Source organism: Luxibacter massiliensis, assembly GCF_900604355.1.
GTDB classification, from domain to species: Bacteria; Bacillota; Clostridia; order Lachnospirales; family Lachnospiraceae; genus Luxibacter; species Luxibacter massiliensis.
On sequence record NZ_UWOE01000002.1, the window covers coordinates 259755 to 286750 of the forward strand.

A 26996-nucleotide genomic window follows, 5' to 3' on the forward strand; every position below is an offset into this window, starting at 1 on the left:
AGTCAAAGACCCCGATGCAAGCATACGGGGCGTCAAACTAGCAGCGATGCAAGCATCGGGGTATTAGACCCTTGCGGCAGTCGCAAAATGGACATGTAAACATGTCCGCTTGGCTCCTCGCCCGCGGGAATAAAACATCCGGCGTACAGAAGATTTCTGCGCCGGATGTAGGGATTAGTTATTATAGATGAGCTTTTTATCCAATATTGCATCTAATTTCGTTTTTGCCCCGTCACTGAGGGGTAAAAGCGGGCGCCGCACGTCTCCTGACTGGATTCCCTGGCGTTTAAGTATATATTTAATAGATGCAGGAAGCCCTGTATCAAGCAGGACTTGCAGAATATCCGTAGAATCAGAAATTATTTTAAAAATCTCACTTTTTTTAGGAGTGCCATATAATTCCACAATCTTATTATATTGGGGAAGCATGAAATTAAATGTACTTCCGATAAAGCCATCACAGTGGTAATTCAGCATGGGTATCATCCTGCTCTCGAAGCCGCCCATGACTTTGATTCCTGGGTTGATGGATTTGATGCGTTTCATGCGGTATGACTGTAGGTTAGTATGTTTAATCATATCAATTGCGCCTGATTTTAAAAGGGCGCGTATCTCCGAGTCATCTGTATTAAGGTCCGCATGGGTACTGGAAGGAATGTCATAGTAGAGAATGGGCCTGCCTACAGCTTCTGCCAAATCGTAATAATATTTCGCAAGCTCCTTTGTTGTAAATGCAAAATAAAAAGGAGGGGTGGAAGCAATATGCTGAATGCCGCAGGAAACTGCGGCTTTTGCCATTTCAATGGCATGGTCTGTGCTGATGGCTCCCACATGTGCGTAAACGTCAAGATTCTTCAGCGCGCTGCCGGCCAGCTCGAACATGTGGATACGTTCTTCATTAGAGAGCAGGAAACATTCACCCACACTTCCTCCAATAAAGAAACCGTCTGCTCCTTCTTGTATATTTTTATTCCATAATTTTAACATTTCAGCGTCATTAATGTGGTTTTCTTCATCATAAATGGTTATGGAAGCAACAATCATTTCTTTACGGCTTATCATAGTTTTCCCTCCATTTTCTGCACAGAATATCTCTTTGCCAGAAATATTATATTAAGATACCCTAGGGAATTCCCTCTTAGGCATATTGTATCCATCCGCCCTCCTAAAGTCTGTATTTAGGGAGGCACTTTTGGGTTGTAAATTTTTGAGATTAATTAAAAGCGAAATTGGTAATACCAAATAGTGGAAAATTGTTCTATTTAGTTAAGTATCATTATATAAATATAAAAAACAAATTTGGTATATCCAATTTATTTATATTAATCAGTATATTTCTTTTTGTTGTTAAATTCAATAGTGAAAAATACACATAAAAATCAAAAATAATTTGTGTAATTGTATATATTGACAATATATAAAACCTAGAGCATAATTTAATAAAAATTTAATTGGTACTACCAAAAAGCTTGATACAGAAAAATCAAAATGGAGTGAAAGATGGAAAAGAAAATATTAAGAGGCATAACATGGGCGCACAGCAGAGGGTACACATCCATTATGGCGGTAGCGCAGAGATTTATGGAAATGTATAAGGATGTAGAGATTACTTGGGAAAAGCGCTCCCTTCAGGAATTTGCGGATGCACCCATAGAGGAGCTCGCCCAGAGATATGATTTGCTGATTATCGACCACCCGTGGGCGGGATTTGCGGCTAAACACGGGATTTTACTTCCCCTTCAGGAGTACCTAAGTACTGAATATTTAAAAGATCAGGAAAGGAATTCAGTGGGGAAATCCTATATCAGCTATGATTTTAATGGGTTTTTAAGCGCCCTTGCCGTGGATGCGGCAACGCCGGTGGCGGTGTACAGGCCGGATTATTTTGAAAGGGTTAAGGACAGGGTTCCGCAGACGTTTGATGATGTCTTGAGCCTGGCAAAGTCAGGCAAAGTAATTTATGCCGGGATCCCTATTAATCTTCTTATGGATTTCTATATGTTTTGTGTAACTGCGGGTTATGAAATGTTTAACAAAGAGGAGGTTGTGGGCAGAGAGGCAGGATGTGAAATACTGGAGGAAATGAGGGCGTTGGCTTCCATGTGCACAAGAGATATCTTCAATTGGGACCCTATTGCGGTACATGAGGCTTTGGCAGCAGAAGAGAAATATGTATACTGTCCTTTTGCGTATGGTTATACCAATTACTCACGAAAGGGATATGCGAAAAACCTTTTGAAAGCTGGGGATGTGGTGAGCTACAGGGGGAATAATCTGAGAACTGTGCTGGGAGGCACAGGCCTTGCCGTTTCCTCTGCATGTCAAAATAAGGATGTGGCTGTAAAGTTTGCAGAATATGCGGCGTCGCCGTTGATACAGAAAACCTTATATTTCGAAGCAGGAGGCCAGCCGGGGCACCGGGGTGCGTGGACAGACCAGGAGTGTAACAGGAGGAGCATGGACTTTTTCAGAGATACGCTCAGAACTTTAGATGAATCTTACTTAAGGCCCAGGTACAGCGGGTATCTGTATTTTCAGGACCGGGGGGGTGCTTTTATCCGGGAATATCTGATGCATGGGGGGAATGCATCTAGTGTCCTGGAAAATATGAATCAGTTATACAGGGAATCTATGGAGGTAGATGTATGAAACCGTTAGAGGGAATCCTTGTCCTGGATTTCAGCCAGTACCTGGCAGGGCCTTCCTGCTCTCTGAGGCTGGCGGACTTGGGGGCAAGGGTAATTAAAATTGAAAGGCCGGGCAGCGGTGATAACTGCAGGCGGATGTCGCTGAAAAATCTTATGATAGATGGAAACAGTGTACTCTTTCATACAATTAACCGCAGTAAGGAAAGTTTTTGTGCCAATATGAAAGATCCGGAAGACCTGAAGATTGTGAGGGAGTTGATTAAAAGGGCAGATGTCCTGATTGAAAATTTTCGGCCAGGTGTTATGAAAAGAAACCATCTGGACTATGATTCTGTGAAGGAGATAAATGCCGGATTGGTTTATGGGACAGTAACAGGATATGGAAACGAGGGGCCCTGGGTAAAAAAGCCGGGCCAGGATCTTCTAGTCCAATCTATGTCGGGACTTGCCTGGCTGAATGGGAACGGGCAGGATCCTCCGGTTCCTTTCTGCCTTTCGGTGATAGATTCTTATGCGGGGGTACATCTGGCGGAAGGGGTACTGGCAGCGCTGTTTAGGAGGTTTAAGACGGGCAGGGGGGCCTTGGTGGAAGTGAGCCTGATGGAATCTGCAGTGGATATGCAGTTTGAGGGAATCACAGCATATTTGAACGGCGGCAGGAAGCTGCCTGTGAGGGCAGACTATAACAATGCACATCCATATATGGGCGCCCCTTATGGCGTATATCAGACAAAGGATGGCTATATCGCACTGTCTAAGGGGAGCCTGAAAGATTTGGCTGAGTACCTGGAGATTCCCAGGCTGGCACAATTTGATGAGTTTGAGGATACATTTAATAAGCGGGATGAGATTAAGCGGATAATAGGGGAAAAATTGCTTCTGGATACTACGGCACACTGGCTGGAAATCTTAGAGAGCGCCGGTTATTGGTGCTCGGATGTGTATACTTGGGAAAAGCTCCTTAACACAGAAGGGTTCCAGGCGCTGAAATTTCTGCAGGAGCTTGAATTTGAGGATGGAAGAAAAATATGTACATCCAGATGTCCTGTGAAGGTGGACGGTGAGGCCTATTATTCCTCCCGCAGGGCCCCGGATTTGGGTGAAGATACAAAAAAAATCATACAAGAGTTTGATTTAGGGAAGGGGGGATTATCATGAGGCCTCTTGAGGGGGTTAAAGTACTGGATTTCAGCCAGTATATGGCGGGCCCTTCTGCCACATTAAGGCTGGCAGACCTGGGCGCCCGGACCGTGAAGGTGGAACGCCCAGGCAAAGGAGACGGCTGCCGGGATTTACGTGTTCCAGACTGTGAGATAGAGGGGGAAAGTCCTTTGTTCTGTGCGGTAAACCGTAACAAAGACAGCATCGCCCTGGATTTAAAGGACGAAAAAAATAAGGGGACTTTGCGCAGTCTCTTAAAAGAAGCGGATGTGGCTGTGTTTAGTTTCAGGCCCGGAACGGCAGAGAGGCTGGGTTTGTCCTATGAGCAGATAAAAGAAATAAATCCCCGGATTATATATGGTGAAGTAAGCGGATATGGGAGCGCCGGCCCATGGAGCTCAAAGCCAGGGCAGGATCTGCTGGCACAGTGTATTTCTGGACTGCCATACTTAAATGGCAATGAGGGAGATGCGCCTACCCCTCTGGGATTGTCACTGGCTGATATGTTTGCAGGACAACATCTGGTTCAGGGGATATTATCTGCATTGATACGGAGGGAGCGCAGTGGGCAGGGGGCATATATTCAGGTAAATCTGCTGGAATCTATCCTGGATATTCAGTTTGAGGTTTTCACAACTTTTCTGAATGATGGACATGAACCGCCTGTGAGAAGCAAGGTAAACAATGCAAATGCATACATATCCGCCCCGTATGGGATATATGAAACAAAGGATGGATATCTGGCTCTGGCGATGTGCTCTATTGTAGTGCTGGGTGAACTTTTGGGTTGTAAGGAGCTGCTGAAATATACGGATGAGAGCGAATGGTCCACCAAAAGAGATGAGATTAAGAGGATATTAAAAGAGCACTTGAAGAAAGAAACAGCAGATTATTGGCTTTCAGTCCTAGAAACAGCAGATGTGTGGTGCGCAAAGGCCCTGAACTGGGAAGAACTATTTGAGATGGAAGGATTTAAAAAACTGGGCATGGTGCAAGGCATATACCGAGACGGGAAAAAGGTATTTGAGACTACAAGCTGTCCTATTAAATTTGACCAAGAGCGGTATTACAGTGAAAAACCTGCCCCCTTTATAGGGCAGGATAATAAGAATATCTGAAGGAGGTAGAGGGATTTGGAACAAACAATTTACTATGAGGACTACCAGGTGGGGGCGGTCAGAGAGACAACGGGAAGAACTATAACCGAAACTGACATTGTCCTCCATGCGGGGCAGACGGGGGACTTTTTTCCGCATCATATGGATGCCCAGTGGTGTGAAACCACTGAATTTGGACAAAGGATCGCCCATGGGACACTGACATTCAGCGTTGCAGTGGGGATGACTGCAAATGTGATTAACCCTGTTGCGTTTTCCTATGGATATGACCGGCTGAGATTTATTTCTCCTGTCTTTATTGGGGATACTATCCATACAAGGGTGACGATCAAAGAGAAGAAAGACCATAAGAAAAAAGAGGATATGGGATTTGTGGTGGAGGCCCTTGAAGTCTATAACCAGAGAAACCAGCTGGTTTTAGTGGCGGAGCATCTGCTTTTATGTGAGAAGAAACAGTTCCATGAAGCAAAAGAATAAGTTGTACGGCTCATTAAAAACAGAAAGGAAAAGGAAACATAATGTTTGATGCAAATAATATTTTATTGGGACTTTTTTTGATTTCATATGTGCTCATGATAGTTGCTTTAGTAAAAGGCTATAATCCATCATTGGTGCTGTTGGGAACCGGTATATTGTGGGCAGTCCTGGGCGGCATGAATCTGCAGGGGATCTTAAATGATTTGATTTCCGGCCAGTTCCAGGCACAGGCAGTGTCATTTATGACGATTATTTTTGGCGCGTGGTTTGCCCAGGTCATGATAAAAACCGGTATAGTAAAGACGATTATCCGTACGGCAGTGGAGCTGGGAGGCGATAATCCGAAGGTGCTGATTGCAATTATTATGATTGTTGTAAGTGTGATGTTTACTTCGCTTTACAGTATTGGGCCTGTAATCGCAGTTGGCGTTATCGTCCTTCCGGTTATGATATCATTGGGGATTCCATCTAGAATTTCCATTGTGGCCTTTGGCAAATCTGTGGCTGTGGCCCAGCTGCTCAATGTATCCCAGTATGTTGTAATGCGTGGTTTGTTGTCTTATGTTGAGGAAATTCCGGAGACAATGACTTCCCCGTGGACGCCGTATGCATTTATTGCATTTGGAATCGGCATTGTTATAAGTATTGCCGGCGTCCTTATCATGTACAGTATGTCCACCAGAAAACAGGTAAGGAAGGTTAGGAAAGTAAAGAGCTGGGCTGTAAAGGCAGTTGACAGTGATGAAATAACATTTGTTCCATGGTATGTGTGTATTGCAACAATTATCCCTGTTGTACTGATGATGGCGTTTAAGGTAAATATTTTTGCTTCATTTATTATCGGTATACTTTATGCCATATGTACAGCTAAAATAACATATAGGAAAATCAGGATTTTCCCAATGATCAGCAAAAGCTTTAAAACAGGTGCGGGGGAGTCTGCAGGCATGATTATGTATATGGCCTGTGCATACACAGTTGCAAGCGGCGCTTCTTCTATCCGCCCTGTGCTGCAGGAGACACTTGGGGGAGTACTCCCAGAGACTACATTGGGACTGACAATCTTTATGCTCATACTGGTGCCCCTATTTATGTACAGAGGGCCTCTGGCTCTGGCAGGCGCAGGCGCCGCCATCTATGCCACTATTTTTGCAGTGGGCGCGGTCCCTGTTACGTATTTATGGCTTTTATGTTTTGCAGGAAATTCTATATACAGTGGAGTGGATCCTACAAACTCGACTAACGTATGGACTTGTTCTTATGCAAAAGTAAAACCTATGGAGTTTATTAAAACTGCATTGCCCATTTGCTGGGTGTATGGGATCTGCATACTTGGGGTTCTGTATTATATGCATGGATAAGGGGGTATTAGGGTCTGTCTGTAACTATAGTTATCTCCGGTTTAGAGGGGCAATTTCATATGCCTTGAAGCCGGGTGCATATCAATCAATTAGGGAGATGGAGGAGCTATGAGTAAAAGAAAGGTACGTATGGGAATTGATGTGGGAGGAACCCACACAAAAGCAGTTGCCATCGATAACGATACATTTGAAATAATAGGAAAGGTTCAGGTCCACACTACCCATGACAGTGAGCAGGGAGTGGCGGCGGGTGTCGTAGAGTGTTTTCAGAAATGCCTTCAGGATAATGACATTGACCCGGAGGATGTTATATTTCTGGCACATAGTACAACGCAGGCCACCAATGCCCTGCTGGAAGGTGATGTGGCGCGGGTGGGAATTGTATCTACGGGCGGAAAGGGATTATCCTCACTGCTTATTAAAAGCCAGACAAAATTGGGGAATCTCCCTCTTGTAACGGGCAGGTTCATAGAGACACGCTCCCGCTATATAGACGGCCAGAGCCTGACAGAACCCAACGTGCGCAATGTGGTCAAGTCCCTGGCCAATGATGGGGCAGAGATTATTGTGGCATCAGAGGTATACGGGGTTGACGGTGGGGAAGGAGAAAAACTGATTGCCCAGGTGGCGGAGAGCGAAGGCCTGAAGGTGACAAGGGCATCTGAAATCAGTAAGCTTTATGGACTGACAACCAGGACACGGACAGCTGCCGTCAATGCCAGTATACTCCCCAAAATGCTGGATACGGCTAATTCTACTGAAAGTAGTGTTAAGGCCACGGGGATACAGGCGCCGCTTATGATTATGAGGGGCGACGGGGGTGTTATGAGTATTGAAGAGATGCGTAAAAGGCCGATTCTCTCCATGATGTCAGGGCCCACAGCCAGCGTTGTAGGCGCACTGATGTACCTCCGTGCCTCTGTGGGGATTTACTTTGAGGTTGGCGGCACCAGTACAAATATCGGTGTGATCAAAAATGGCAGGCCTACGATTAAACATGCAGAGCTTGCCGGGTACAGGACTTATGTCAACTCCCTGGATGTGCGGGTCCTGGGCGTGGCAGGGGGGAGTATGGTTCGCGCAGATAAGGGGAGACTGGTAGATGTAGGGCCTAGAAGTGCACATATAGCGGGACTTCCGTATAGTGCATTCGCATCTGAGGAGGATATTGTAGATCCTGAATTATATTTTGTGACTCCTAAAAAAGGCGACCCATCAGATTACTGTGCAATCCGCTGCAAGAACGGGAAAAATTATACAATTACCAATACATGTGCTGCCAACGTACTGGGACTTACCAGTCCAGAATTTTATGCACATGGAAATCAGGCGGCGGCTAAAAAGGCAATGAAACCTTTGGCAGATTATCTCGGTGTGTCAGTGGAAGAGGCCGCAAGGCAGATTCTAAGCACAGCCTGTGCGAAGCTGATTCCGGTAGTGGAGGAGCTTATCGCAGAATATAAGCTGGATTCCGACCAGGCAGTGCTGGTTGGATGCGGAGGAGGCGCGGCAGCGTTGATTCCATTTATGGGGCAGCAGATGAACATTAAATATAAAATTCCTCAAAATGCAGATGTCATCTCATCCATTGGAGTTGCACTCGCAATGGTTCGGGACACAGTGGAACGTGTCATACCTAACCCCACCGAGGCGGATATCACGGCAATACGCAGGGAGGCCGTAGAGTCAGTGATTAAGCTTGGTGCAGCGCCGGACAGTATAGAGACTGTTGTGGAGATTGATAATCAAAAACAGAGGGTTTCCGTATCTGCCATGGGTTCAACAGAAGTAAAAACAACGGATATGATGAAGGCAGTGGATGAGAGGGAGGCTCAGAAGATAGCCTCTGAGTCCTTTGGAAACAGCGGCCAGAAGATAGGGCTTGCAGGAAAAACAGACGCGATGTATGTGTATACCCAGGAGAGGGCAGAGAAGAAAATGGGGAGGAAACAAAAGGTTACACATGCAGTCCGTGTCTTAGACCAGAAAGGGTTTATCAAATTGCAGACTGCTCAGGGCACAGTGATGAATTCTACGATTGGGGGCCTTGATACAGATTTTAAAAAATTATTTGATGAACTCAGCACATATAAAGGAGATGTCATTATTTGCCCGGACTTATTTATAGTAGTGGGCGGCCGTATTATAGAAGTTTCAGGAGTATCAAATTTAGAGCAGGGAACAGGCATCATCAATGCCGAGGTAAACGGGATGCCGGCAGGTGAAGCGGCAATCCTCATAGGGATCAGGCAGGCCATATAGAGGGTTCCCGGCTGGAAGAGGGCCATGGGGAAGATGAAGGTATAGAATGGAGGCGGCAGGGATGGATGACAGACTAGCAGGCGTCATTTCTTCTTTGAAAGTAATTCCTAAAAAGCGCTGGGATGATTATATTTTGCGCCAGGATTTATTTTACAGGCATTATACAGAAGAAATGTGCCAGGACATTGTTCAGAAGGCAAAAGAGGCAGGGCGGAAAAAGGCCCTGGAAGTATCGGCAGAAAGCAGGGATATGGAAGAACTTATCAGGATCAATGGCCTCAAAGTGAAGATGGCACAAGATAAAGAATTTATTATGCCTGATTCCATAAACTTTGCAGAATACCATGACGGAGAGATAAAAATTTCCAAAAGACTGCTACGGGCATTGGACAAAAATAAAGACACTCTGTTTAGGGTGCTGGGAGAGTTTGAGCCCTGCAGCGTACTTTTCTGCCATGAGCTGTACCATTTCTATGAAGATACAGAAGAAAATCTGGAAAACGCAGGGATCACTATAAAGATAAAACCCATCCCCTTCATAAATAAAACCATTTCCCCTGAAAGTGCAGGGGAAATAGCAGCCTATGAATTCGCAGGACAGATGCAGAAGATAGACTTTCACCCCTATATACTGGGACTGATAGGACTTTATGAGTACGATAGAAATGCGGCTGATAGCATAATGAATAGTATCAGCAATACAGTATAAAAACATTTTACAGCGCAGCTTCGGCTGCGCTGCTTTTGGGTTATCAATTAGGTACAGGTCTGAGGAAGGTTTGGGACGTAACAAAACGCAAAAAGGTTACGTCCTAAATTAACGCATACCTCCGCCCTGCATATACTAACCATATAATGTCTGGAAATGGAAGTGTATATGATGAACCCTAAACTGCCTTATTATATGGCATATCCAATGCCGCTGGCTTACGATGATGAGAAGGTTGAGAGGATGGACTTTGAGTATATGAAGAGCCTGTATCCGTCCGCAGCGAAGAAGGTTTTACCGTATGTAGAGGATGAATGTGACAGGCTGGAATACCAGTGCAGTATGATGTACGATGAATATCCGGATAAGCTGCAGCTTAGGATGATGAGCGGGAGAATTTATGATAATGTGATGAAGCATGAAAAAATGTTCTATGAAAGTGGATATGAAGATGTTGCTGAACAGTTACAAATGGAGAAGCAGCAGGCCCCCAGGCCAGGACGTGGGGAACCTGCGCAGAACCGGCCGCCCCAAGGTACTGGCAGGCCAAATTGGCTCCGTGACCTGATTGAAGTGATGCTGTATCAGGAATTATATAAACGTAGATGTGATAACCGTAGGTGCAGGCGCCGATTTTACTAAATAATAAGGTTGTGTTATAATGTAACGCGGATGGAACAATTTTCTCTGTAGAGATGCTGGCATGGCTGCATACATACAGGGGGAGAAACAGTAATTAGCCTTAGTTTACAGAAAAATATGCCTGAGAAGTATTAACACGGCATGCGCGCCCCAGTTTATGGGTATTTACCTGGTACAAAAGGACATTGTGGAGCCACTTCGGCTGGAATGTAGGTAAATATACTAAAAAGTGGGTGCGCAGGCTATAAAATATATCTTAAAATTACTTTGGGCGCCGCTACATTTGCGGCTGTAAACAGGAGGGTTAGATGAGATAAAACAAGGTGAATAAACATATGAAAAAGAATCTTATTTTTATAGGAATGCCTGCGGTAGGTAAAAGCACAGTCGGCGTGGTTATTGCTAAAAGGCTTGGCATGCAGTTCGTGGATACGGATTTACTGATTCAGGCGCAGGAAAACCGGCTCCTGAGAGAGATTATTAACGATGTTGGAGAAGACGGGTTTCTGAAAATTGAAAACCAGGTGAATAGGGATGTGGATGTCAGCAACTCCGTGATTTCACCTGGAGGAAGCGTTGTCTACTGTGAAGAGGCAATGCAGCATTTTAAGGAAATCGGAACTATTGTATATTTGAAGGCTTCTTATCAAACAATAAAACGAAGGATCCGAAGTCCCCAAAAAAGAGGCGTCGTCCTGAGAGAAGGCCAGACTTTCAGAGATCTGTATAATGAGAGAATAAAGCTGTTTGAGCAGTATGCAGATATCACAGTTTGTGAGGACGGATGCAGGATTGAAGAGACGATTGAGAACGTGCTTTCGGCGGTTGAAAATAGTATAAGATAGCCACAGCGGCCAAAGCAGGGGAAAAAATGATTTTACAAATGGCCATTTTGTGGTATAATGGCTTAGCATATTGGATTTTGCTTGTAAGTAACAGGGGAATTAATAATAAGGGATCACGATAACAATATCGGATAATCGAGGTGCAATATGGAGCAATATATAATCAAAGGCGGCAGTCCGCTCGTAGGGGAAGTAGAAATTGGCGGAGCGAAGAATGCGGCGCTTGCGATTCTGGCAGCAGCAATTATGACGGATGAGACTGTCCTGATTGATAATCTGCCGGATGTGAATGATATTAATGTTATGTTGGAAGCTATTGCAGGGATTGGGGCAATGGTTCAGCGAATCGACCGTCATACGGTAAAAATAAATGGAAGTACAATTGGTGACTTTAATATTGAATATGACTATATTAAGAAAATCAGGGCATCTTATTATCTTCTGGGCGCCCTGTTAGGTAAGTATAAGAGGGCTGAGGTTGCCCTTCCCGGGGGATGTAATATTGGGAGCCGCCCCATAGACCAGCATTTGAAGGGATTCCGCGCCCTTGGTGCAGATGTAGATATAGAACATGGTAAGATTGTGGCAGATGCTGAGGCGCTCAGGGGAACCCATTTATACTTCGATGTGGTTACAGTTGGCGCCACGATTAATGTTATGATGGCTGCAGCAATGGCAGATGGCCTGACCATTATGGAAAATGTGGCAAAAGAACCCCATGTGGTGGATGTGGCAAATTTCCTGAACAGTATGGGCGCAAATATTAGGGGGGCAGGTACGGATGTTATTAAAATCAGGGGTGTAAAATCCCTGCATAAAACAGAATATTCTATCATCCCGGATCAGATTGAAGCGGGGACGTTTATGTTTGCAGCGGCAGCAACTATGGGGGATGTGACGGTTTTAAATGTTATTCCTAAGCATTTGGATGCCACGATTTCGAAATTAGTAGATATTGGGTGTGAAATAGAAGAATTTGACGATGCTGTGAGGGTGGTTGCGAAGAGAAGGCTGAGCTGTACCCAAGTAAAGACTCTTCCCTATCCTGGATATCCCACAGACATGCAGCCTCAAATAGGTGTTGCACTGGCATTGGCAAAGGGTACGAGCACAATTACAGAGAGCATTTTTGAGAATAGATTTAAATATTTAGACGAGCTGGCACGTATGGGCGCTGTAATTAAGGTGGAGGGGAATTCTGCTACAATCGAGGGGGTAGAGAAGTTTTCCGGAGCACGGGTAAGCGCACCTGACCTACGCGCTGGAGCAGCCCTGTGCATTGCAGGACTCGCTACGGATGGCATTACTATTATAGATGATATTATTTATATCCAGAGAGGATATGAGAGGTTTGAAGAGAAACTGCGGAGTCTGGGCGGCATGATTGAAAAGGTTTCCAGTGAAAAGGAGATCCAGAAGTTTAAATTTAAGGTGGGTTAAGCGCGATGGAGAGGAAATGTGGTAGGGTATAATCTGCATTTCCTTTTTGTTTTGTTCTAGAGTGATGCCGATTGGCTGGGGCACAAATATGTTTTACAGAAAATAATCAAATTAACACTAAAAAAAAGCTAAGAAAATGTGCGGAGGGAGAAAATGGGCAGTGGCGGGAAATGTAGAAGGATGGCAGCAGATGATGCTGAGAATGGTCTTACAGTCCGGTTGGCAGATTTATCAGATGCGGGGCAGATTCTGGAAATTTATGCTTACTATGTGGAGAACACGGCCATTACCTTTGAGTATCAGGTGCCGACTTTGGAAGAATTTAGGGGGAGAATAAGTAAAATAGCAGAGCGGTATCCATATCTTGTAGCAGAATCAAACGGGGGGATACAGGGATACTGTTATGCTGCCTCTTTTAAAGATAGGGATGCGTATAATTGGGCTGTAGAGACAACTGTGTATGTAAAACAGGGTTGCAGGGGGCGGGGAGTTGGCAAGGTGTTGTATGAATGTATGGAGGCGGTGCTGAGAAAACAAAATATATTGAACCTGAATGCCTGCATCGCGTACCCGAATCCTGAAAGTATTGCCTTTCACGAAAAAATGGGGTATAAGGTAGCCGCACATTTTCATAAATGTGGTTATAAACACGGCGTCTGGTACGATATGGTATGGATGGAGAAGTTCCTTGGAGAACACCCAGAAGAGCCGCAGGATGTGATACCGGCGGCACGATTTGCAGAGCAGGCCGTCAAAAAAATTAAGTAGGATAAATTATTTGAAAATTTTTATTGACTTTTATTATAAATCAGTGTAAAGTACGTAATGTACTAAAACAATTTAATGAAGCAAACTTTCTCTTATTCAGAGCAGTGGAGATACAAAGGATCTGTGAAGCTGCGGCAACCCCTCTAAGGAAGGTGCCAACCTGAGCGAGTAATCGAACAATAAGAGGATTGGTTTATAAGAAATATAAACAGTCCGCTTTTTGTGGGCTGTTTGTTATTTTACAGATAAAAAGCCCCGGAGAGAAAGAGCTGATTTGGACTGTGTCTATAATACGCAGTCCTGCCAATTCACAAAGGAGAGGACATATGGAAAAATTATTATTTACTTCAGAATCAGTGACAGAAGGACACCCGGATAAGATGTGCGACCAGATCTCAGATGCAGTTTTGGACGCGCTGCTGGCAGAGGATCCAATGAGCCGTGTGGCATGTGAAACCTGCACGACCACAGGATTGGTCATGGTTATGGGTGAAATTACAACAAATGCCTATGTGGATATCCAGAAGATTGTACGTGACACTGTGCGCGAAATCGGATATACGAGAGGCAAATTTGGTTTTGATGCAGATACATGTGGGGTTATCACTGCAATTGACGAACAATCTGCAGATATTGCCCTGGGGGTAGACAAGGCCCTGGAGGCAAAGGAAAACAAGATGTCAGATGATGAGATAGAAGCAATTGGCGCAGGAGATCAGGGCATGATGTTTGGATATGCTTCAGACGAGACAGAAGAGTTTATGCCATACCCCATTGCAATGGCACATAAGCTGTCGAGGCGGCTGACTGATGTCAGAAAGAATGGGACGCTTCCTTATCTGCGTCCTGATGGTAAGACACAGGTCACAGTAGAGTATGATGAAAATGGCGTGCCCAAAAGGCTTGAGGCAGTCGTGCTCTCTACCCAGCATGACCCAGATGTGGTACAAGAACAGATTCATACAGATATTAAGAAATATGTATTCGATGAGATCATTCCTGCAGAGATGGTAGACCAGGATACTAAATTTTTCATTAATCCCACGGGCCGTTTCGTTATAGGCGGGCCCCATGGGGACAGCGGTGTTACAGGAAGGAAAATTATTGTTGATACTTACGGAGGAATGGCACGCCATGGAGGCGGCGCATTTTCAGGAAAAGACTGTACAAAAGTGGACCGCTCAGCGGCCTATGCAGCACGTTATGCGGCTAAGAATATTGTGGCGGCAGGACTGGCCAAAAAATGTGAGATTCAGCTTTCATATGCCATAGGCGTAGCACAGCCTACATCTATCATGGTTGATACATTTGGAACAGGGGCAGTTTCTGAGGATAAGCTGGTAGGTATTATCCGCGATAATTTTGACCTGCGCCCCGCAGGAATTATAAAAATGTTGGACCTGCGCCGTCCGATCTATAAACAAACCGCGGCTTACGGGCACTTTGGGCGCGTGGATATAAATTTACCATGGGAAAAGTTAGATAAAGTTGACGCATTGAAGAAATATCTGTAATATATATACAGTATCAGGTGCGTTGATAAAATGGAAGGCAGGCACTGTGAGGTGCCTGCCTTTTGTCAGAAAATTCAGAAAACGGAGCGCAAAAGGGACAGTCCCTTTTGCAAAGGGGACAGACCCCTTTGCAACCCCCTTTCCAGCACGCTCCTACAGGGAGTAGATATATGAAGCTGAAAACAAAATTGATTATTGCCTTTATGACAGTCATGATACTGCCTACAATTTTTACAACTGTGGCCATGTACACTTTTGCCCCCAGGGCGGTGGGTGAAATCCAGCAGCTCTACTTACTGGTGGTGTTTTTTACAGCGGCTCTTTTGATTTACTGGATTTACAGAACCGTGTCACTGCCCCTCGCCCGCCTGCAGATTGCGGCCCGCAATATTAAAGAGGGGAACCTGGATTTTGAGATTAAAAGCGAGACAGATGATGAGATTGGCCAGCTTTGCAGGGATTTTGAGGCCATGCGCCTGCGGCTGAAAGCCAATGCCGAGGAAAAGATTGCCTATGACAGGGAAAGCAAAGAATTAATCAGCAATATATCCCATGATTTAAAGACTCCGATAACTGCAATTAAAGGATATGTGGAAGGTATCATGGATGGCGTGGCAGATACTCCGGAAAAGATGGACAGATATATTAAAACAATATACAATAAGGCTAATGAGATGGATCTGCTTATCAATGAGCTGACTTTATATTCTAAAATTGATACAAACCGCATACCCTATAATTTTACCACAATTTCTGCAAAGCAGTATTTTGGTGATTGTGCGGAAGATCTGTCTTTGGAGCTTGAGGCAAAGGGCGTGGAATTCAGGTACCGCAATTATGTGGAGACTGATTCCAGGGTCATTGTGGATCCTGAGCAGCTCCGGCGTGTTATCAACAATATTGTAACTAATTCCCTGAAATATATGGACAAGCCAAAAGGGAAGATTACAATGAATTTAAAGGATGTGGGCGATTTTATTCAGGTAGAACTTGGAGACAATGGTAAGGGGATTGTGCCAAAAGACCTGCCTTATATATTTGACCGGTTTTACCGGACTGATGCCTCCCGTAACTCTTCAAAGGGTGGAAGCGGCATAGGACTTTCTATCGTAAAGAAAATCGTAGAAGAGCACGGTGGGAAAATTTGGGCAACCAGTGAGGATGGAGTTGGAACAACTATGTATTTTGTAATTAGAAAATATCAGGAGGTACCCGTGGATGAGTAAGAAAATATTAATTATTGAGGATGAAGAAAGTATTGCTGACCTGGAGAAGGATTATCTGGAGCTGAGTGACTTTGAGGTGGCTGTGGCAAATGATGGTGAGGAAGGAAGAGAAAAGGCCCTGAATGAGGACTATGACCTGATTATTCTGGATCTCATGCTTCCTGGCGTGGACGGATTTGAAATTTGCCGGCAGGTAAGGGATCAGAAGAATACACCCATTATTATGGTGTCTGCAAAGAAGGATGACATAGATAAAATAAGAGGCCTTGGCCTTGGGGCTGATGATTATATGACAAAGCCTTTTAGTCCCAGCGAGCTTGTGGCCAGGGTGAAGGCCCACTTGGCGCGCTATGAACGGCTGATAGGGAGCAATGTAGAGGAAAATGAAATTATTGAGATCAGAGGACTGAAGATTGATACAACGGCGAGGCGTGTCTGGGTCAATGGGGAGGAAAGGTCTTTTACGACCAAAGAATTTGACCTGCTTACTTTTCTTGCCGGCCATCCGAACCATGTATATACTAAGGAGGAACTGTTCCAGGAAATCTGGGATATGGAATCAATCGGTGATATAGCCACTGTGACTGTGCATATTAAAAAAATCCGTGAGAAGATTGAATATGATACCTCCCATCCACAATATATAGAAACAATTTGGGGGGTAGGCTATCGGTTTAAGGTATAACAACTATGAAAAGTTTAAATTATAGAAAGATTACCTTGAACACCATGCAGAAAATAGCTCTGGGTTTTCTGGCTGTGATTTTGGCTGGGGCCATATTTCTGTGGCTCCCCATCAGCAACCAGAGGCCTATCGCCTTTGTGGATGCCCTGTTTACGGCAGTATCGGCCGTATGTGTGACAGGTTTGGTGACAATAACGCCGGCTGCCCAATTTACGGCTATAGGAAAGGGAGGGCTGCTGGTATTAATACAAATAGGCGGCTTAGGTGTTATTGCCTGCATGGTTGCCTTTTTTCTTGTAATTAAAAAAAGAATCACAGTAAAAGAACGTGTGACTATTCAGCAGACGTATAACCTGGACACATTGACAGGTTTAGTACAGTTTATAAGGAGAATATTGTGGGGAACCTTTATAGTAGAGGGGGTTGGCGCCTTTTTCTATACTTTTAAGTTTGTCCCGGAAATGGGGTTTTTAAAAGGAGTGTGTTACAGTATTTTTCACGCGGTATCTTCCTTCTGTAATGCGGGGATCGATATTTTAGGAGGCAGCAGTTATATGGAGTATGTGACATCCCCTGTCATCAACTTTACCACGATGTTTTTGATTGTTGCAGGGGGGTTGGGGTTCACAGTCTGGTATGATGTATATAAAAATATAAAGTGCGTAATGAAAGAAAAACAACCTGCCAGAAGGATGGTAACAAGGCTGAGTCTGCATACAAAGATTGTATTGTGTATGACGGCCGTTCTTTTATTTACAGGATTTTTAGCCTTTTTAGTGCTGGAGTACCGAAATCCAGCCACAATGGGAAACTTGAATCTAGGGGAAAAGATGTTGGCTTCAGGGTTCCAGTCTGTCACCGTAAGAACGGCAGGGTTTGCAACAGTTTCACAGTCTGGCCTGACAGCGGGTTCGAAACTTGTGGGATGTATATTGATGTTTGTGGGAGGTTCCCCTGCAGGTACTGCGGGAGGTGTTAAGACGACTACAGTAGCCATGCTGCTTTTAACTTGCGTAGGTGTAATCAAAGGGAAGAGGGATACAGAATGTTTTGGCAGGAGGATTGCGGTTTCTACTGTCCGGTCCGGTATTGCCATTATCTGCCTTACCTTTATGTTTTGGCTGGCAGGCGTTGTCATGATTACTGTGTTGGAGCCTGGTACAGATTTTCTTGACATAATGTATGAGGTTACTTCTGCCCTTGGCACAGTAGGCCTGACCCCTGACCTTACGCCTAAGCTTTGCCGGGGCAGCCAGGCGGTGCTCATGGTTTTGATGTATGCGGGAAGGATTGGCCCTGTCACCATGGCCCTTGTTTTTGCAGGCAGGGCCAATACGGCCGCACAGCTGAGGGACCTGCCGGAAAAGAGAATTATGCTTGGATAAAGGCTGTAAATTTATAATTTAGAGAAAGGGAAAGTAAGCAGATACAGAATGTTTGTCTTACGGAGAATAGGTGCGGGATATGAGAAAACAATATGCAGTGTTCGGCCTGGGCAGCTTTGGGAGGAGTGTGGCCCTCACCCTGGAAAGCCTGGGCTGCGATGTGGTAGCTGTAGATAAGTCCTATGAAAAGGTTCAGGAAATATCTGATTCAGTCACATATGCACTTAGGGCTGATGTATCAGACCCTGACGCACTGCTTTCGCTGGGAGGCAGGAATCTGGACGGCGCGGTGGTTGCTGTATCGGACAGCCTGGAGGCAAGCATTATTGCGACTATCACGGCAAAAGAAATTGGCATTCCCTATGTATTGGTAAAAGCCAGGGATGAGCTTCAGGGGACAGTATTGGAAAAAGTGGGGGCGGACAGTGTAGTGTACCCTGAACGAGATATGGGGAGCCGGGTGGCCAAAAATCTTGTTTCGGCCACATTTGCTGACTGGATTGAACTGTCATCGGAGTATAGCCTTGCAGAAACCGCTATTCCTGAAAAATGGGTTGGGCAAAGCCTTGCCGAATTGAGAGTCCGTGAGCGTTACGGCATAAATGTAGTAGGGGTTATGCAGCATGGGGAAGTAAATGTTAATATTGATCCGTGCCAGCCCCTGACAGAAGAGTGCATTATTATTGTGATTGCATCTAATGCAGTATTGTCCCATTTTTTGATGAAAAATAAATAGAAGTCATGCACAAAAGCCTGGCAGATTATTTTTATATTTTACAGGATTAGTTGAAGAAGCACAGAAAACCCTATAGCTTTAAAAGTAGGAATGGCGGAGGATTTAAGAAAGCAGTGGTGTGAAAGGTATGATTAGCAGTACAAGTAACCAAAAGGTGAAGGAGCTTTTGAAGCTTCAGAAAAAAGCAAAGGTAAGAAACTTAAAAAGGGTGTTCCTGGCAGAGGGCAGCCGGATGGTAAAGGAGGCGCCAAGAGACAGGATAGAGGAGCTTTATGTGTCAGAAACGTACTTCAGGAAATATAAGAACCAGCTTGCCCAAGAACAATTTCAGCCGGAAATGTTGACAGATACTGTTTTTGCGTATGTGTCAGATACCAGGACTCCCCAGGGGATACTGGCCGTTGTCAGGCAGGCAGAATATACCCTTTCTGATATGCTGGATGTCCCTGCGCCTCATATATTGGTGTTAGATAACCTGCAGGATCCGGGCAACCTGGGAACCATATTCAGGACTGCAGAGGCGGCGGGGGCTACGGGGATCCTCATGGGCCGGGACTGTGTGGATATATACAATCCAAAAACAATACGCTCCACGATGGGGGCCATCTACCGTATGCCATTTTTGTACATGGATGATCTCAAAGAGGGCATTGCTGCATTGAAGGAAAGAGGGGTTCATGTATATGCGGCCCATCTGGATGGCCGGAATGTATATGATAAGGAAGATTTTCTCCGTGGAACCGCCTTTTTAATCGGTAATGAGGGAAATGGACTGCACAAGGAGATTGCCGCATGTGCGGATACATGGGTTCAGATCCCCATGGCCGGGCAGGCCGAGTCTTTGAATGCGGCCGTAGCTGCAGCCATACTGATGTTTGAGGCCAGCAGGCAGCGCAGATAAAAAGAACTGCTGCAAAATGAATATTCATACAAAAAACTGGCTCGGCCGGGAGGCTAAATACCAGTCTGCGTTGAATCTTACATTTTGCAGCAGTTCTATATATATCCTTGTTTGCCCATAGGAAAACAAAAAAATATGCCCCAACCCCTAAAGGCCAGATTTCTGCCTTTAGGGGTTGGGGAGTATATTCAGTCTGTTAAGGGCGGATGCCCCGGAGAACTGGTTAAGCTGTGGACACAAATTATGCAGTCGTTACATTGGTAGCCTGAGGCCCACGGTTTCCCTCTATAATGTCAAAAACAACTTCCTGCCCTTCGTCCAGGCTCTTGTAGCCGTCAGAAGCAATACCTGAAAAATGTACAAATACATCTTCCCCGTTATCACTGTTTGTGATGAAACCAAATCCTTTTTGTGCGTTAAACCATTTTACTGTACCTTTGTTCATGAAAGATACCTCCTTAAATTAAATTGTAAATCTGGGAAAATAAAAAATCACATATTTTTGTAAAGCATTATCAATGGAACATAATGACTTACAAAAATATGTGAAATCTAAATCCTATGAAAATACTGTTATAGTATAGCATTTTAGTTTAAAGATGTCAACCATGAAAAGCGTGCATTCTATACTTATTGAAATGCTAATGTTCAATCAGGTAATTATAGTCCGATCCTGTGTTAATCCCTGTACTGATTGGCGGGGAGAGGATAACTTTGAGTAGCCGAAACGAAAAGAATATGTTAGAATGTGGGATAACTGGTTACAATTTGGATAATACATGAAAGAAAGTGGGATTGTTATGGATCTGAATAAAGAAAATCTGCGGAAGATCAGGGGGTTAATTTTATTTACAATTATTATATTGATTGTCCTATGGAAATATACTGTTGTGCTGGAATTTGTAGGGTTCTTGCTGGGTATCACCTATCCTTTTCTTTTGGGCGGGGCAATTGCTTTTATTTTAAATGTTCCTATGCATTTTCTGGAAGGGAAACTATTTTATAATAAACAGCTTTCTGGAAAAAAGTGGGCCGGGAAACTGGCGCGGCCGCTGAGCCTGATTCTTACAATCCTGTTTGTGCTTGGCGTGATATCCGTGGTCATTTTTGTGGTTGTGCCGAAGCTGGGGAGCACATTTATGTCCCTTGGGAAGAATATACAAAGTTTTGTGCCAAAGGCACAGGGATGGGCGGAAGAGCTTTTTATAAATAACAGGGAAATTGTTACATGGATTGAAGGGATCAGTATTGACTGGGAAAAGCTGTTTAACGGAATCGTGGCTTTCTTTAAAAACGGGGCGGGCAGCGTTCTGGGTTCTACCTTTACAGTGGCCAAAAGCATTGTGAGCGGCATGACTACATTTGTCATTGCTTTTGTATTTGCGTGTTATATTCTTCTTCAGAAGGAAAGGCTGGATATCCAGATAAGAAAGATTATGTATGCGTATATGAAAAGGGAGCATGTAAAAAAGACACTGGATATCTGCTCACTTACTTATAAGACTTTCTCCAGCTTTCTTACAGGGCAGTGTGTGGAAGCAGTGATTCTGGGGACGATGTTTGTAGTCGTTATGACAATTTTTAGGATTCCATATGCACTGCTGGTAGGAGTATTGATTGCATTTACAGCTTTAATCCCTATATTCGGCGCTTTTATCGGATGTGTGGTAGGGGCGTTCCTGATCCTGATGGTAGCCCCCATGAAAGCCCTTATTTTTGTAGTTATGTTCCTGGTGCTCCAGCAGGTAGAGGGGAACCTGATTTACCCGAGGGTGGTAGGTGGTTCCGTGGGCCTTCCTTCCATATGGGTTTTAGCGGCTGTCAGTATTGGGGGCAGTTTAATGGGGATCGTAGGCATGCTGGTATTCATCCCGATAGTATCCGTTGTTTATACACTCTTCCGGGAAAATGTATATGGACAGCTTGCTAAAAAGGGACTTGCCGTGGACAACAGCTCTGGCGAACTAATGGACAGGAATGGAGATGCGGGGAAAAAGCAGCGGCCTGGCAGCGCTCAGGGCAGCGTGAAAACAAAAGTAGAATAATATGCAAAAAAGTGGTATACTAAAATATGGTATTCATAAGCCATTACGTCCGCTGGATTTTTGATCCATATGGGTTTGGGAATATTGCGGCATGGCATATGGCCCGGGTATAGTGGCAGGCATGGCCAAGAGCCTATCCGGGTTGTCTGGCTAAAAGTGAGTGAGGCAGTATATGTTTGCGCTGGCGGGACTGCCGTGGGAAAGAAGATAAAAGGTTTATGAGGAAAAAGGGCATGAAAAAAAGGAATATGCGTTTAAAAGGGCAGTTGAGAATGTATATGCAGTGGCCGCTGATTATGACGGTACTGTTAGCTGCCATGAATATCTGGATGTATATGGTAGACAAAAAGGCGGGCCTTATGATGTCCGTATTTGTAGTTGTCTATCTGGTGATAGTGGGAATGCTGTATTTTTATAACCGTTCTCTGATTTTAGCTGATCTGATCCAGTTTTCTACACAATATAAAGGAATACAGAATACCTTGCTCAAGGAGCTGGCCGTCCCCTATGTCATTATACTGGAGGATGGACGGATCCTTTGGAGGAATGACAGCTTTGCAGAAAGGATTGAGGGCAAAAAAAGGGAGCAGTATTTGTATAAACTAATACCGGAGTTAAATACCGGAGTATATCCCAGGGAGGATATGGGGAATGTCGAACTGGAGGTGACCTATAAGGAGCGGGATTACCAGGCAGAACTTAGGCGGGTTTCAGTGGAGGGGTTTAGTGAGGCAGAGAAACTTCTGCAGATTCCCCGTGAGAAAGAATATTTCATAGCTGTATATATGAAGGACGTGACAGAACTTAACGCATATATACGTGCCAATGAGGAGCAAAGGCTGATTGCCGGGCTAATTTACATTGACAATTATGATGAAGTCATGGAGAGCGTGGAGGAGGTACGTCAGTCTCTTCTAGTTGCTCTTGTTGACCGTAAGATTAACAAATATATCAGTGATGTAGATGGTATTGTCAAGAAGCTGGAGAAGGACAAGTATTTTGTGGCGATCAAAAAGGAAAGCTACCATAAATTTGAGGGCGATAAGTTCTCGCTTCTGGAGGAAGTAAAGCAGGTAAATATTGGGAATGCCCGCTGTGCCACATTGAGCATTGGACTTGGGTTAAATGCCTCTACCTATGCCCAGAGCTACAATTATGCCCGCATTGCCATCGATCTGGCCCTCGCCCGGGGGGGAGACCAGGCCGTTATCAAGGATAGTAAAGGAATCACATACTTTGGGGGCAAGAAGGAGCAGACGGCCAAGAATACCCGGGTGAAGGCACGTGTAAAAGCAGAGGCCCTCAGGGAATTTATTGTGTCCAAGGACCAGGTTTTCGTCATGGGGCATAAACTGGCAGATGCGGATTCATTCGGCGCATGTATGGGGATCTACCGGGCCGCCGTGGAGCTGGAGAAAAAGGCCCATGTTGTTATAAATGAAGTAACAACATCTATGCGTCCGCTATTTGATGAGATTGCGGAAAGTCCGGCATATGGAAAGGATATTTTCCTTACCCCGGAGCAGGCCCTTGAAAATGTGACTGATAATACAATGGTCGTGGTGGTGGATACAAACAAACCTCAAATGACAGAATGTCCGGGCCTGTTGAAGCGTTCCAAGACAATTGCAGTACTTGATCATCACCGTCAGGGAAGCCATGTGATAGATAATGCCGTGCTTTCCTACATAGAACCATACTCCTCCTCTACAAGCGAGATGGTTGCTGAGGTACTGCAGTATATTGTGGATGATATCAGGTTTCCGTCAGTGGAGGCGGATTGCCTTTATGCAGGTATTATGATCGATACACGGAACTTTATGAACCGGACAGGAGTCAGGACCTTTGAGGCAGCTGCATTTTTGAGAAGATGCGGAGCAGATATTACCCGTGTGCGCAAAATGTTCCGTGACGATATGGAATCTTACCGAGCCAAGGCTGAGGCGGTGCGCATGGCAGAGGTATACAGGGAAGAATACGCCATAGCACAGTGTCCGGGAGATATTGAAAGTCCTACTGTACTGGCAGCCCAGGCGGCCAATGAACTGCTGGACATCAGCGGTATCAAGGCTTCTTTTGTGCTTACAGTATATGAGGGGCGGATTTATTTAAGCGCCCGTTCTATTGATGAAGTAAATGTGCAGATCATTGCAGAGAGGCTTGGAGGCGGAGGCCATATTAATTCTGCAGGGGCACAGTTTGACCATACGAATATTTGGAAGGCAATACAGGATTTGAAAGATACAATAGACCAGATGATTGAGGAAGGAGATATTTAAAGTGAAAGTGATTTTATTGCAGGATGTAAAGGCTCTCGGTAAAAAGGGAGAGATTGTAAATGTAAATGATGGATATGCAAGGAATTTTATTCTGCCCAAGAAATTAGGTGTGGAAGCCAACAATAAGAATATGAATGACTTAAAGCTCCAAAGGCAGAGAGAAGAAAAGATCGCACAGGAGAATTTAGAGGCTGCAAAAGAGCTGGCAGGCAAGCTGGCAGGCGGCAATGTGAAGCTTGCTATCAAGGTTGGAGAGGGCGGAAGGACCTTCGGGTCTGTATCCAGCAAGGAAATTGCAGCGGCAGTGAAAGAGCAGATGGGACTGGAGATAGACAAGAAAAAGATACAGCTCAAAGAGACAATCAAGATGCTTGGCACGCACCCTGTTCCAATAAAGCTGCATCCGGAGGTTACTGCTGAACTTAAGGTAGTTGTAGAAGAGGAGGCATAAGGGGACTTCTTTATGGAGATGGAAGCAGCAATTAAGAGAATTATGCCTCACAGTACGGAGGCGGAACAGGCAGTTGTCGGAGCCATGTTGATGAATAAAGATGCAATTATAGCCGCATCTGAGATTATCACAGGAGAAGATTTTTACCAGGCCGCCTATGGCATACTTTTTGATTCCATAGTAGAGTTGTTCCAGGCCGGGAAGCCTGTGGATCTGATTACGCTCCAGGAACATCTAAAAGAAAAGAATGTACCGCCGGAGATCAGCAGCATGGAGTTTGCCAGAGAACTTGTGGCCAGTGTGCAGACTTCGGCGAATGTTAAATATTACGCAGAGATCGTGCAGGAAAAATCAACCTTGCGCCGGCTGATTAAAGTGGCGGAGGAGGTGGCCAATACTTGTTATTTGGAGAACCAGCCTCTTGCCGATGTCCTCGATAAGGCAGAAAAAGGAGTATTTGAGCTGGTAGAGCGGGGGAATGTGCAGGAGTATACCCCTATAAAACAAGTGGTACTTAATGCTCTGGATGTAATTGAGAGGGCGTCTAAAACAACGGGAAGTGTCACCGGCATACCTACAGGGTTTATTGATTTAGATTATAAACTGTCAGGCCTGCAGCGTTCAGATTTGATTTTGATTGCAGCAAGGCCTTCAATGGGAAAGACAGCCTTTGTGTTAAATATTGCGCAGCATGCCGCTTTCAGGCAAAACCGGGCCGTGGCTATTTTCAGTCTTGAGATGTCTAAAGAGCAGCTGGTAAACCGTCTTTTTTCTTTGGAGTCACATGTGGATGCACAGCTTCTGCGTACAGGAAATTTAAAAGACACAGACTGGGAAAAATTAATAGAAGGGGCTGGGAGGATTGGAAAGTCACGCCTTGTAATAGATGATACTTCTGGCATTTCTATTGCAGAGATGCGTTCCAAATGTAGGAAATATAAATTGGAGCTGGGACTGGATTTAATCATAATCGATTATCTTCAGCTCATGAGCGGAAGCGGGGGACGGAGCAATGAAAGCCGGCAGCAGGAGATTTCAGAGATCTCCCGGTCTTTAAAGGGCCTGGCAAGAGAGCTGAATGTCCCGGTCATTGCTCTTTCACAGTTAAGCCGTGCGGTGGAGCAGAGGACAGATAAACGGCCTATGCTTTCTGATTTGCGTGAGTCAGGGGCCATTGAGCAGGATGCGGATGTGTGCATGTTTATTTACAGGGAGGATTATTATATTCCAGATACAGAGGATAAAGGGATAGCGGAGATTATCATCGCCAAGCAGAGGAACGGCCCTGTAGGGACCGTGCGGCTGGCATGGATCCCACAGTATACACGTTTTGGAAATGAGTTAAGGCAGCAGGATTAAAAAAGCAGTCCTATGAAACTTCAGAAATATGGATTTTTGAAATATAGAAAGCCTCATAAGGGCACTCTCTGGGAGCGGTCCATATGAGGCTTTTTTGAGTCCGGAAAAGGCTAATGTAGGCCTTGCCAATTTAGATAGATACAATAAATTATGTAAGAAGCTTTTTGAGCTTTCCAATGGGGTTTTCCTTAGCGGCCTCCCGGCGGTTTGCCTGCTGCTGCCGAATCAGGCAGTCCAGCTTGCGGAAATGTTCTTCCTCCTGGCGCTCTTTTGCCTGGAAAAGAAAATCCATCTCCCGGATGACGTCTTTTGTAACTGCTTTTGTGATATCCTTTTTCAATGTCTCATTGTTAGTTGCCACAACTTCAGTTAATACATCCCCAATAAGGCTGCGAACTTGCTCCAGCTGAGTAATAGGGACTACATCTGCTTCTGTAACACTTAGTGCAGAAGGCTTGTCCGCAGCGGAGGGCAGCTTAGAAGTAGATTCCGCCTTCTTTGTGGGGGAGGGGGCGTCAGCCGTGGATGCGGCCTTGGATATATCTGAAACAGAAGGCTGTAAAGTGGGGGATGGGTCTTGGTTCTGAAGTGGGCCGGAAGGTGCAGCAGACGTTTTAATGCTGGTAAAATTTGCCCCGGCTTTGTTGCCTTCACGCTCTTTTACGGCCTTTAGGTCCGGGATCGTGCTGCCTTGGAGTTTTAGCCGTGTCTGTTTTAATTCTGGGATTAAAGGCTTTAAATCCTTTAGAAGCATCCCTTCATCTTTTAGTTTCTTAATACAGCGGAAAAGTTGTATATCGTCCTTGGTATAATATCGATGCCCCATTTCTGTACGCCCGATTTCCAGATTAAGTTCTTCTTCCCAGTAACGCAGTACATGGGATTCGACCTTAACCTGCTTGGCGGCCTCAGAAATCATAAACCTGACTTCACCCATATGATACTTATACCTCCTTAAGAAAATGATTTCTTTTTATTCCCGCG

Annotated in this window: 24 protein-coding genes and 1 riboswitch; of the genes, 21 read left to right on the plus strand and 3 right to left on the minus strand. The window is 44.9% G+C overall.

Features of this window, described 5'->3' with window-relative positions:
* Positions 1–174: 174 nt before the first annotated feature.
* Positions 175–1062 carry a dihydrodipicolinate synthase family protein gene (locus EFA47_RS19160; protein WP_122644778.1) on the minus strand — a complete coding sequence of 296 codons (888 nt, stop codon included), beginning with the start codon at positions 1060–1062 and terminating at the stop codon, positions 175–177.
* A 438-nt stretch (positions 1063–1500) separates the two neighbouring features.
* Here EFA47_RS19160 and EFA47_RS19165 point away from each other — a divergent pair, with 438 nt between their 5' ends.
* The 17 genes from EFA47_RS19165 to EFA47_RS19245 all read left to right on the plus strand — a co-directional run bounded on the left by EFA47_RS19165 (position 1501) and on the right by EFA47_RS19245 (position 19878).
* Entirely contained in the window at positions 1501–2649 is a 1149-nt protein-coding gene (locus EFA47_RS19165) for an extracellular solute-binding protein (protein ID WP_122644779.1), read from the plus strand.
* Positions 2646–3806 (plus strand): CaiB/BaiF CoA transferase family protein, encoded by a 1161-nt coding sequence (locus EFA47_RS19170; RefSeq protein ID WP_122644780.1) that lies wholly within the window; start codon positions 2646–2648, stop codon positions 3804–3806. Before EFA47_RS19165 ends, EFA47_RS19170 begins: the two co-directional genes overlap by 4 nt.
* The gene (locus tag EFA47_RS19175) at positions 3803–4927 is read left to right on the plus strand and encodes a CaiB/BaiF CoA transferase family protein (protein ID WP_122644781.1); all 1125 of its coding nucleotides are present in this window, start codon (positions 3803–3805) and stop codon (positions 4925–4927) included. Before EFA47_RS19170 ends, EFA47_RS19175 begins: the two co-directional genes overlap by 4 nt.
* Before the next feature lie 15 nt (positions 4928–4942).
* Positions 4943–5404, plus strand: a complete 462-nt coding sequence (locus tag EFA47_RS19180; protein WP_122644782.1) for a MaoC family dehydratase — start codon at positions 4943–4945, stop codon at positions 5402–5404.
* Between the two features lie 41 nt (positions 5405–5445).
* Positions 5446–6765 carry a hypothetical protein gene (locus tag EFA47_RS19185; RefSeq protein ID WP_122644783.1) on the plus strand — a complete coding sequence of 440 codons (1320 nt, stop codon included), beginning with the start codon at positions 5446–5448 and terminating at the stop codon, positions 6763–6765.
* Positions 6766–6873: 108 nt separating this feature from the next.
* Positions 6874–9027, plus strand: a complete 2154-nt coding sequence (locus EFA47_RS19190) for a hydantoinase/oxoprolinase family protein (protein ID WP_122644784.1) — start codon at positions 6874–6876, stop codon at positions 9025–9027.
* 61 nt (positions 9028–9088) lie between these two features.
* The gene (locus EFA47_RS19195; RefSeq protein ID WP_164690074.1) at positions 9089–9736 is read left to right on the plus strand and encodes a hypothetical protein; all 648 of its coding nucleotides are present in this window, start codon (positions 9089–9091) and stop codon (positions 9734–9736) included.
* Between the two features lie 171 nt (positions 9737–9907).
* Positions 9908–10378 carry a hypothetical protein gene (locus EFA47_RS19200; protein WP_122644786.1) on the plus strand — a complete coding sequence of 157 codons (471 nt, stop codon included), beginning with the start codon at positions 9908–9910 and terminating at the stop codon, positions 10376–10378.
* Between the two features lie 335 nt (positions 10379–10713).
* Positions 10714–11223: a shikimate kinase gene (locus EFA47_RS19205; RefSeq protein WP_122644787.1), complete on the plus strand. Its 510-nt coding sequence runs from the start codon at positions 10714–10716 to the stop codon at positions 11221–11223.
* A 147-nt stretch (positions 11224–11370) separates the two neighbouring features.
* Positions 11371–12663, plus strand: a complete 1293-nt coding sequence (locus tag EFA47_RS19210) for a UDP-N-acetylglucosamine 1-carboxyvinyltransferase (protein WP_122644788.1) — start codon at positions 11371–11373, stop codon at positions 12661–12663.
* Positions 12664–12816: 153 nt separating this feature from the next.
* Positions 12817–13431, plus strand: coding sequence for a GNAT family N-acetyltransferase (locus EFA47_RS19215; protein WP_122644789.1), 615 nt, complete (start codon positions 12817–12819; stop codon positions 13429–13431).
* 89 nt (positions 13432–13520) lie between these two features.
* A riboswitch (SAM riboswitch) is annotated at positions 13521–13617 on the plus strand.
* A 140-nt stretch (positions 13618–13757) separates the two neighbouring features.
* Positions 13758–14945, plus strand: coding sequence for a methionine adenosyltransferase (gene metK / locus EFA47_RS19220; RefSeq protein ID WP_122644872.1), 1188 nt, complete (start codon positions 13758–13760; stop codon positions 14943–14945).
* A gap of 170 nt (positions 14946–15115) precedes the next feature.
* Positions 15116–16171 carry a sensor histidine kinase gene (locus tag EFA47_RS19225; RefSeq protein WP_122644790.1) on the plus strand — a complete coding sequence of 352 codons (1056 nt, stop codon included), beginning with the start codon at positions 15116–15118 and terminating at the stop codon, positions 16169–16171.
* Positions 16164–16856, plus strand: a complete 693-nt coding sequence (locus EFA47_RS19230) for a response regulator transcription factor (RefSeq protein WP_122644791.1) — start codon at positions 16164–16166, stop codon at positions 16854–16856. Before EFA47_RS19225 ends, EFA47_RS19230 begins: the two co-directional genes overlap by 8 nt.
* 5 nt (positions 16857–16861) lie before the next feature.
* The gene (locus EFA47_RS19235) at positions 16862–18241 is read left to right on the plus strand and encodes a TrkH family potassium uptake protein (RefSeq protein ID WP_122644792.1); all 1380 of its coding nucleotides are present in this window, start codon (positions 16862–16864) and stop codon (positions 18239–18241) included.
* A gap of 79 nt (positions 18242–18320) precedes the next feature.
* Positions 18321–18977, plus strand: a complete 657-nt coding sequence (locus tag EFA47_RS19240; protein WP_122644793.1) for a potassium channel family protein — start codon at positions 18321–18323, stop codon at positions 18975–18977.
* Positions 18978–19104: 127 nt separating this feature from the next.
* Positions 19105–19878: a TrmH family RNA methyltransferase gene (locus EFA47_RS19245; RefSeq protein WP_122644794.1), complete on the plus strand. Its 774-nt coding sequence runs from the start codon at positions 19105–19107 to the stop codon at positions 19876–19878.
* A gap of 241 nt (positions 19879–20119) precedes the next feature.
* Here the strand turns inward: EFA47_RS19245 and EFA47_RS19250 are convergent, their stop codons facing one another.
* Positions 20120–20323, minus strand: a complete 204-nt coding sequence (locus EFA47_RS19250) for a cold-shock protein (RefSeq protein WP_122644795.1) — start codon at positions 20321–20323, stop codon at positions 20120–20122.
* Positions 20324–20678: 355 nt separating this feature from the next.
* Here EFA47_RS19250 and EFA47_RS19255 point away from each other — a divergent pair, with 355 nt between their 5' ends.
* The 4 genes from EFA47_RS19255 (at position 20679) to dnaB (ending at position 26012) form a co-directional block, all read left to right on the plus strand.
* Positions 20679–21923, plus strand: coding sequence for an AI-2E family transporter (locus EFA47_RS19255; protein WP_122644873.1), 1245 nt, complete (start codon positions 20679–20681; stop codon positions 21921–21923).
* Between the two features lie 233 nt (positions 21924–22156).
* Positions 22157–24202, plus strand: coding sequence for a DHH family phosphoesterase (locus tag EFA47_RS19260; protein ID WP_122644874.1), 2046 nt, complete (start codon positions 22157–22159; stop codon positions 24200–24202).
* A gap of 1 nt (position 24203) precedes the next feature.
* Positions 24204–24653: a 50S ribosomal protein L9 gene (gene rplI / locus EFA47_RS19265; protein WP_122644796.1), complete on the plus strand. Its 450-nt coding sequence runs from the start codon at positions 24204–24206 to the stop codon at positions 24651–24653.
* A 12-nt stretch (positions 24654–24665) separates the two neighbouring features.
* Positions 24666–26012 carry a replicative DNA helicase gene (dnaB, locus tag EFA47_RS19270; protein WP_122644797.1) on the plus strand — a complete coding sequence of 449 codons (1347 nt, stop codon included), beginning with the start codon at positions 24666–24668 and terminating at the stop codon, positions 26010–26012.
* Between the two features lie 148 nt (positions 26013–26160).
* Here the strand turns inward: dnaB and EFA47_RS19275 are convergent, their stop codons facing one another.
* Positions 26161–26949 carry a helix-turn-helix domain-containing protein gene (locus EFA47_RS19275; RefSeq protein ID WP_122644798.1) on the minus strand — a complete coding sequence of 263 codons (789 nt, stop codon included), beginning with the start codon at positions 26947–26949 and terminating at the stop codon, positions 26161–26163.
* Between the last annotated feature and the right edge of the window lie 47 nt (positions 26950–26996).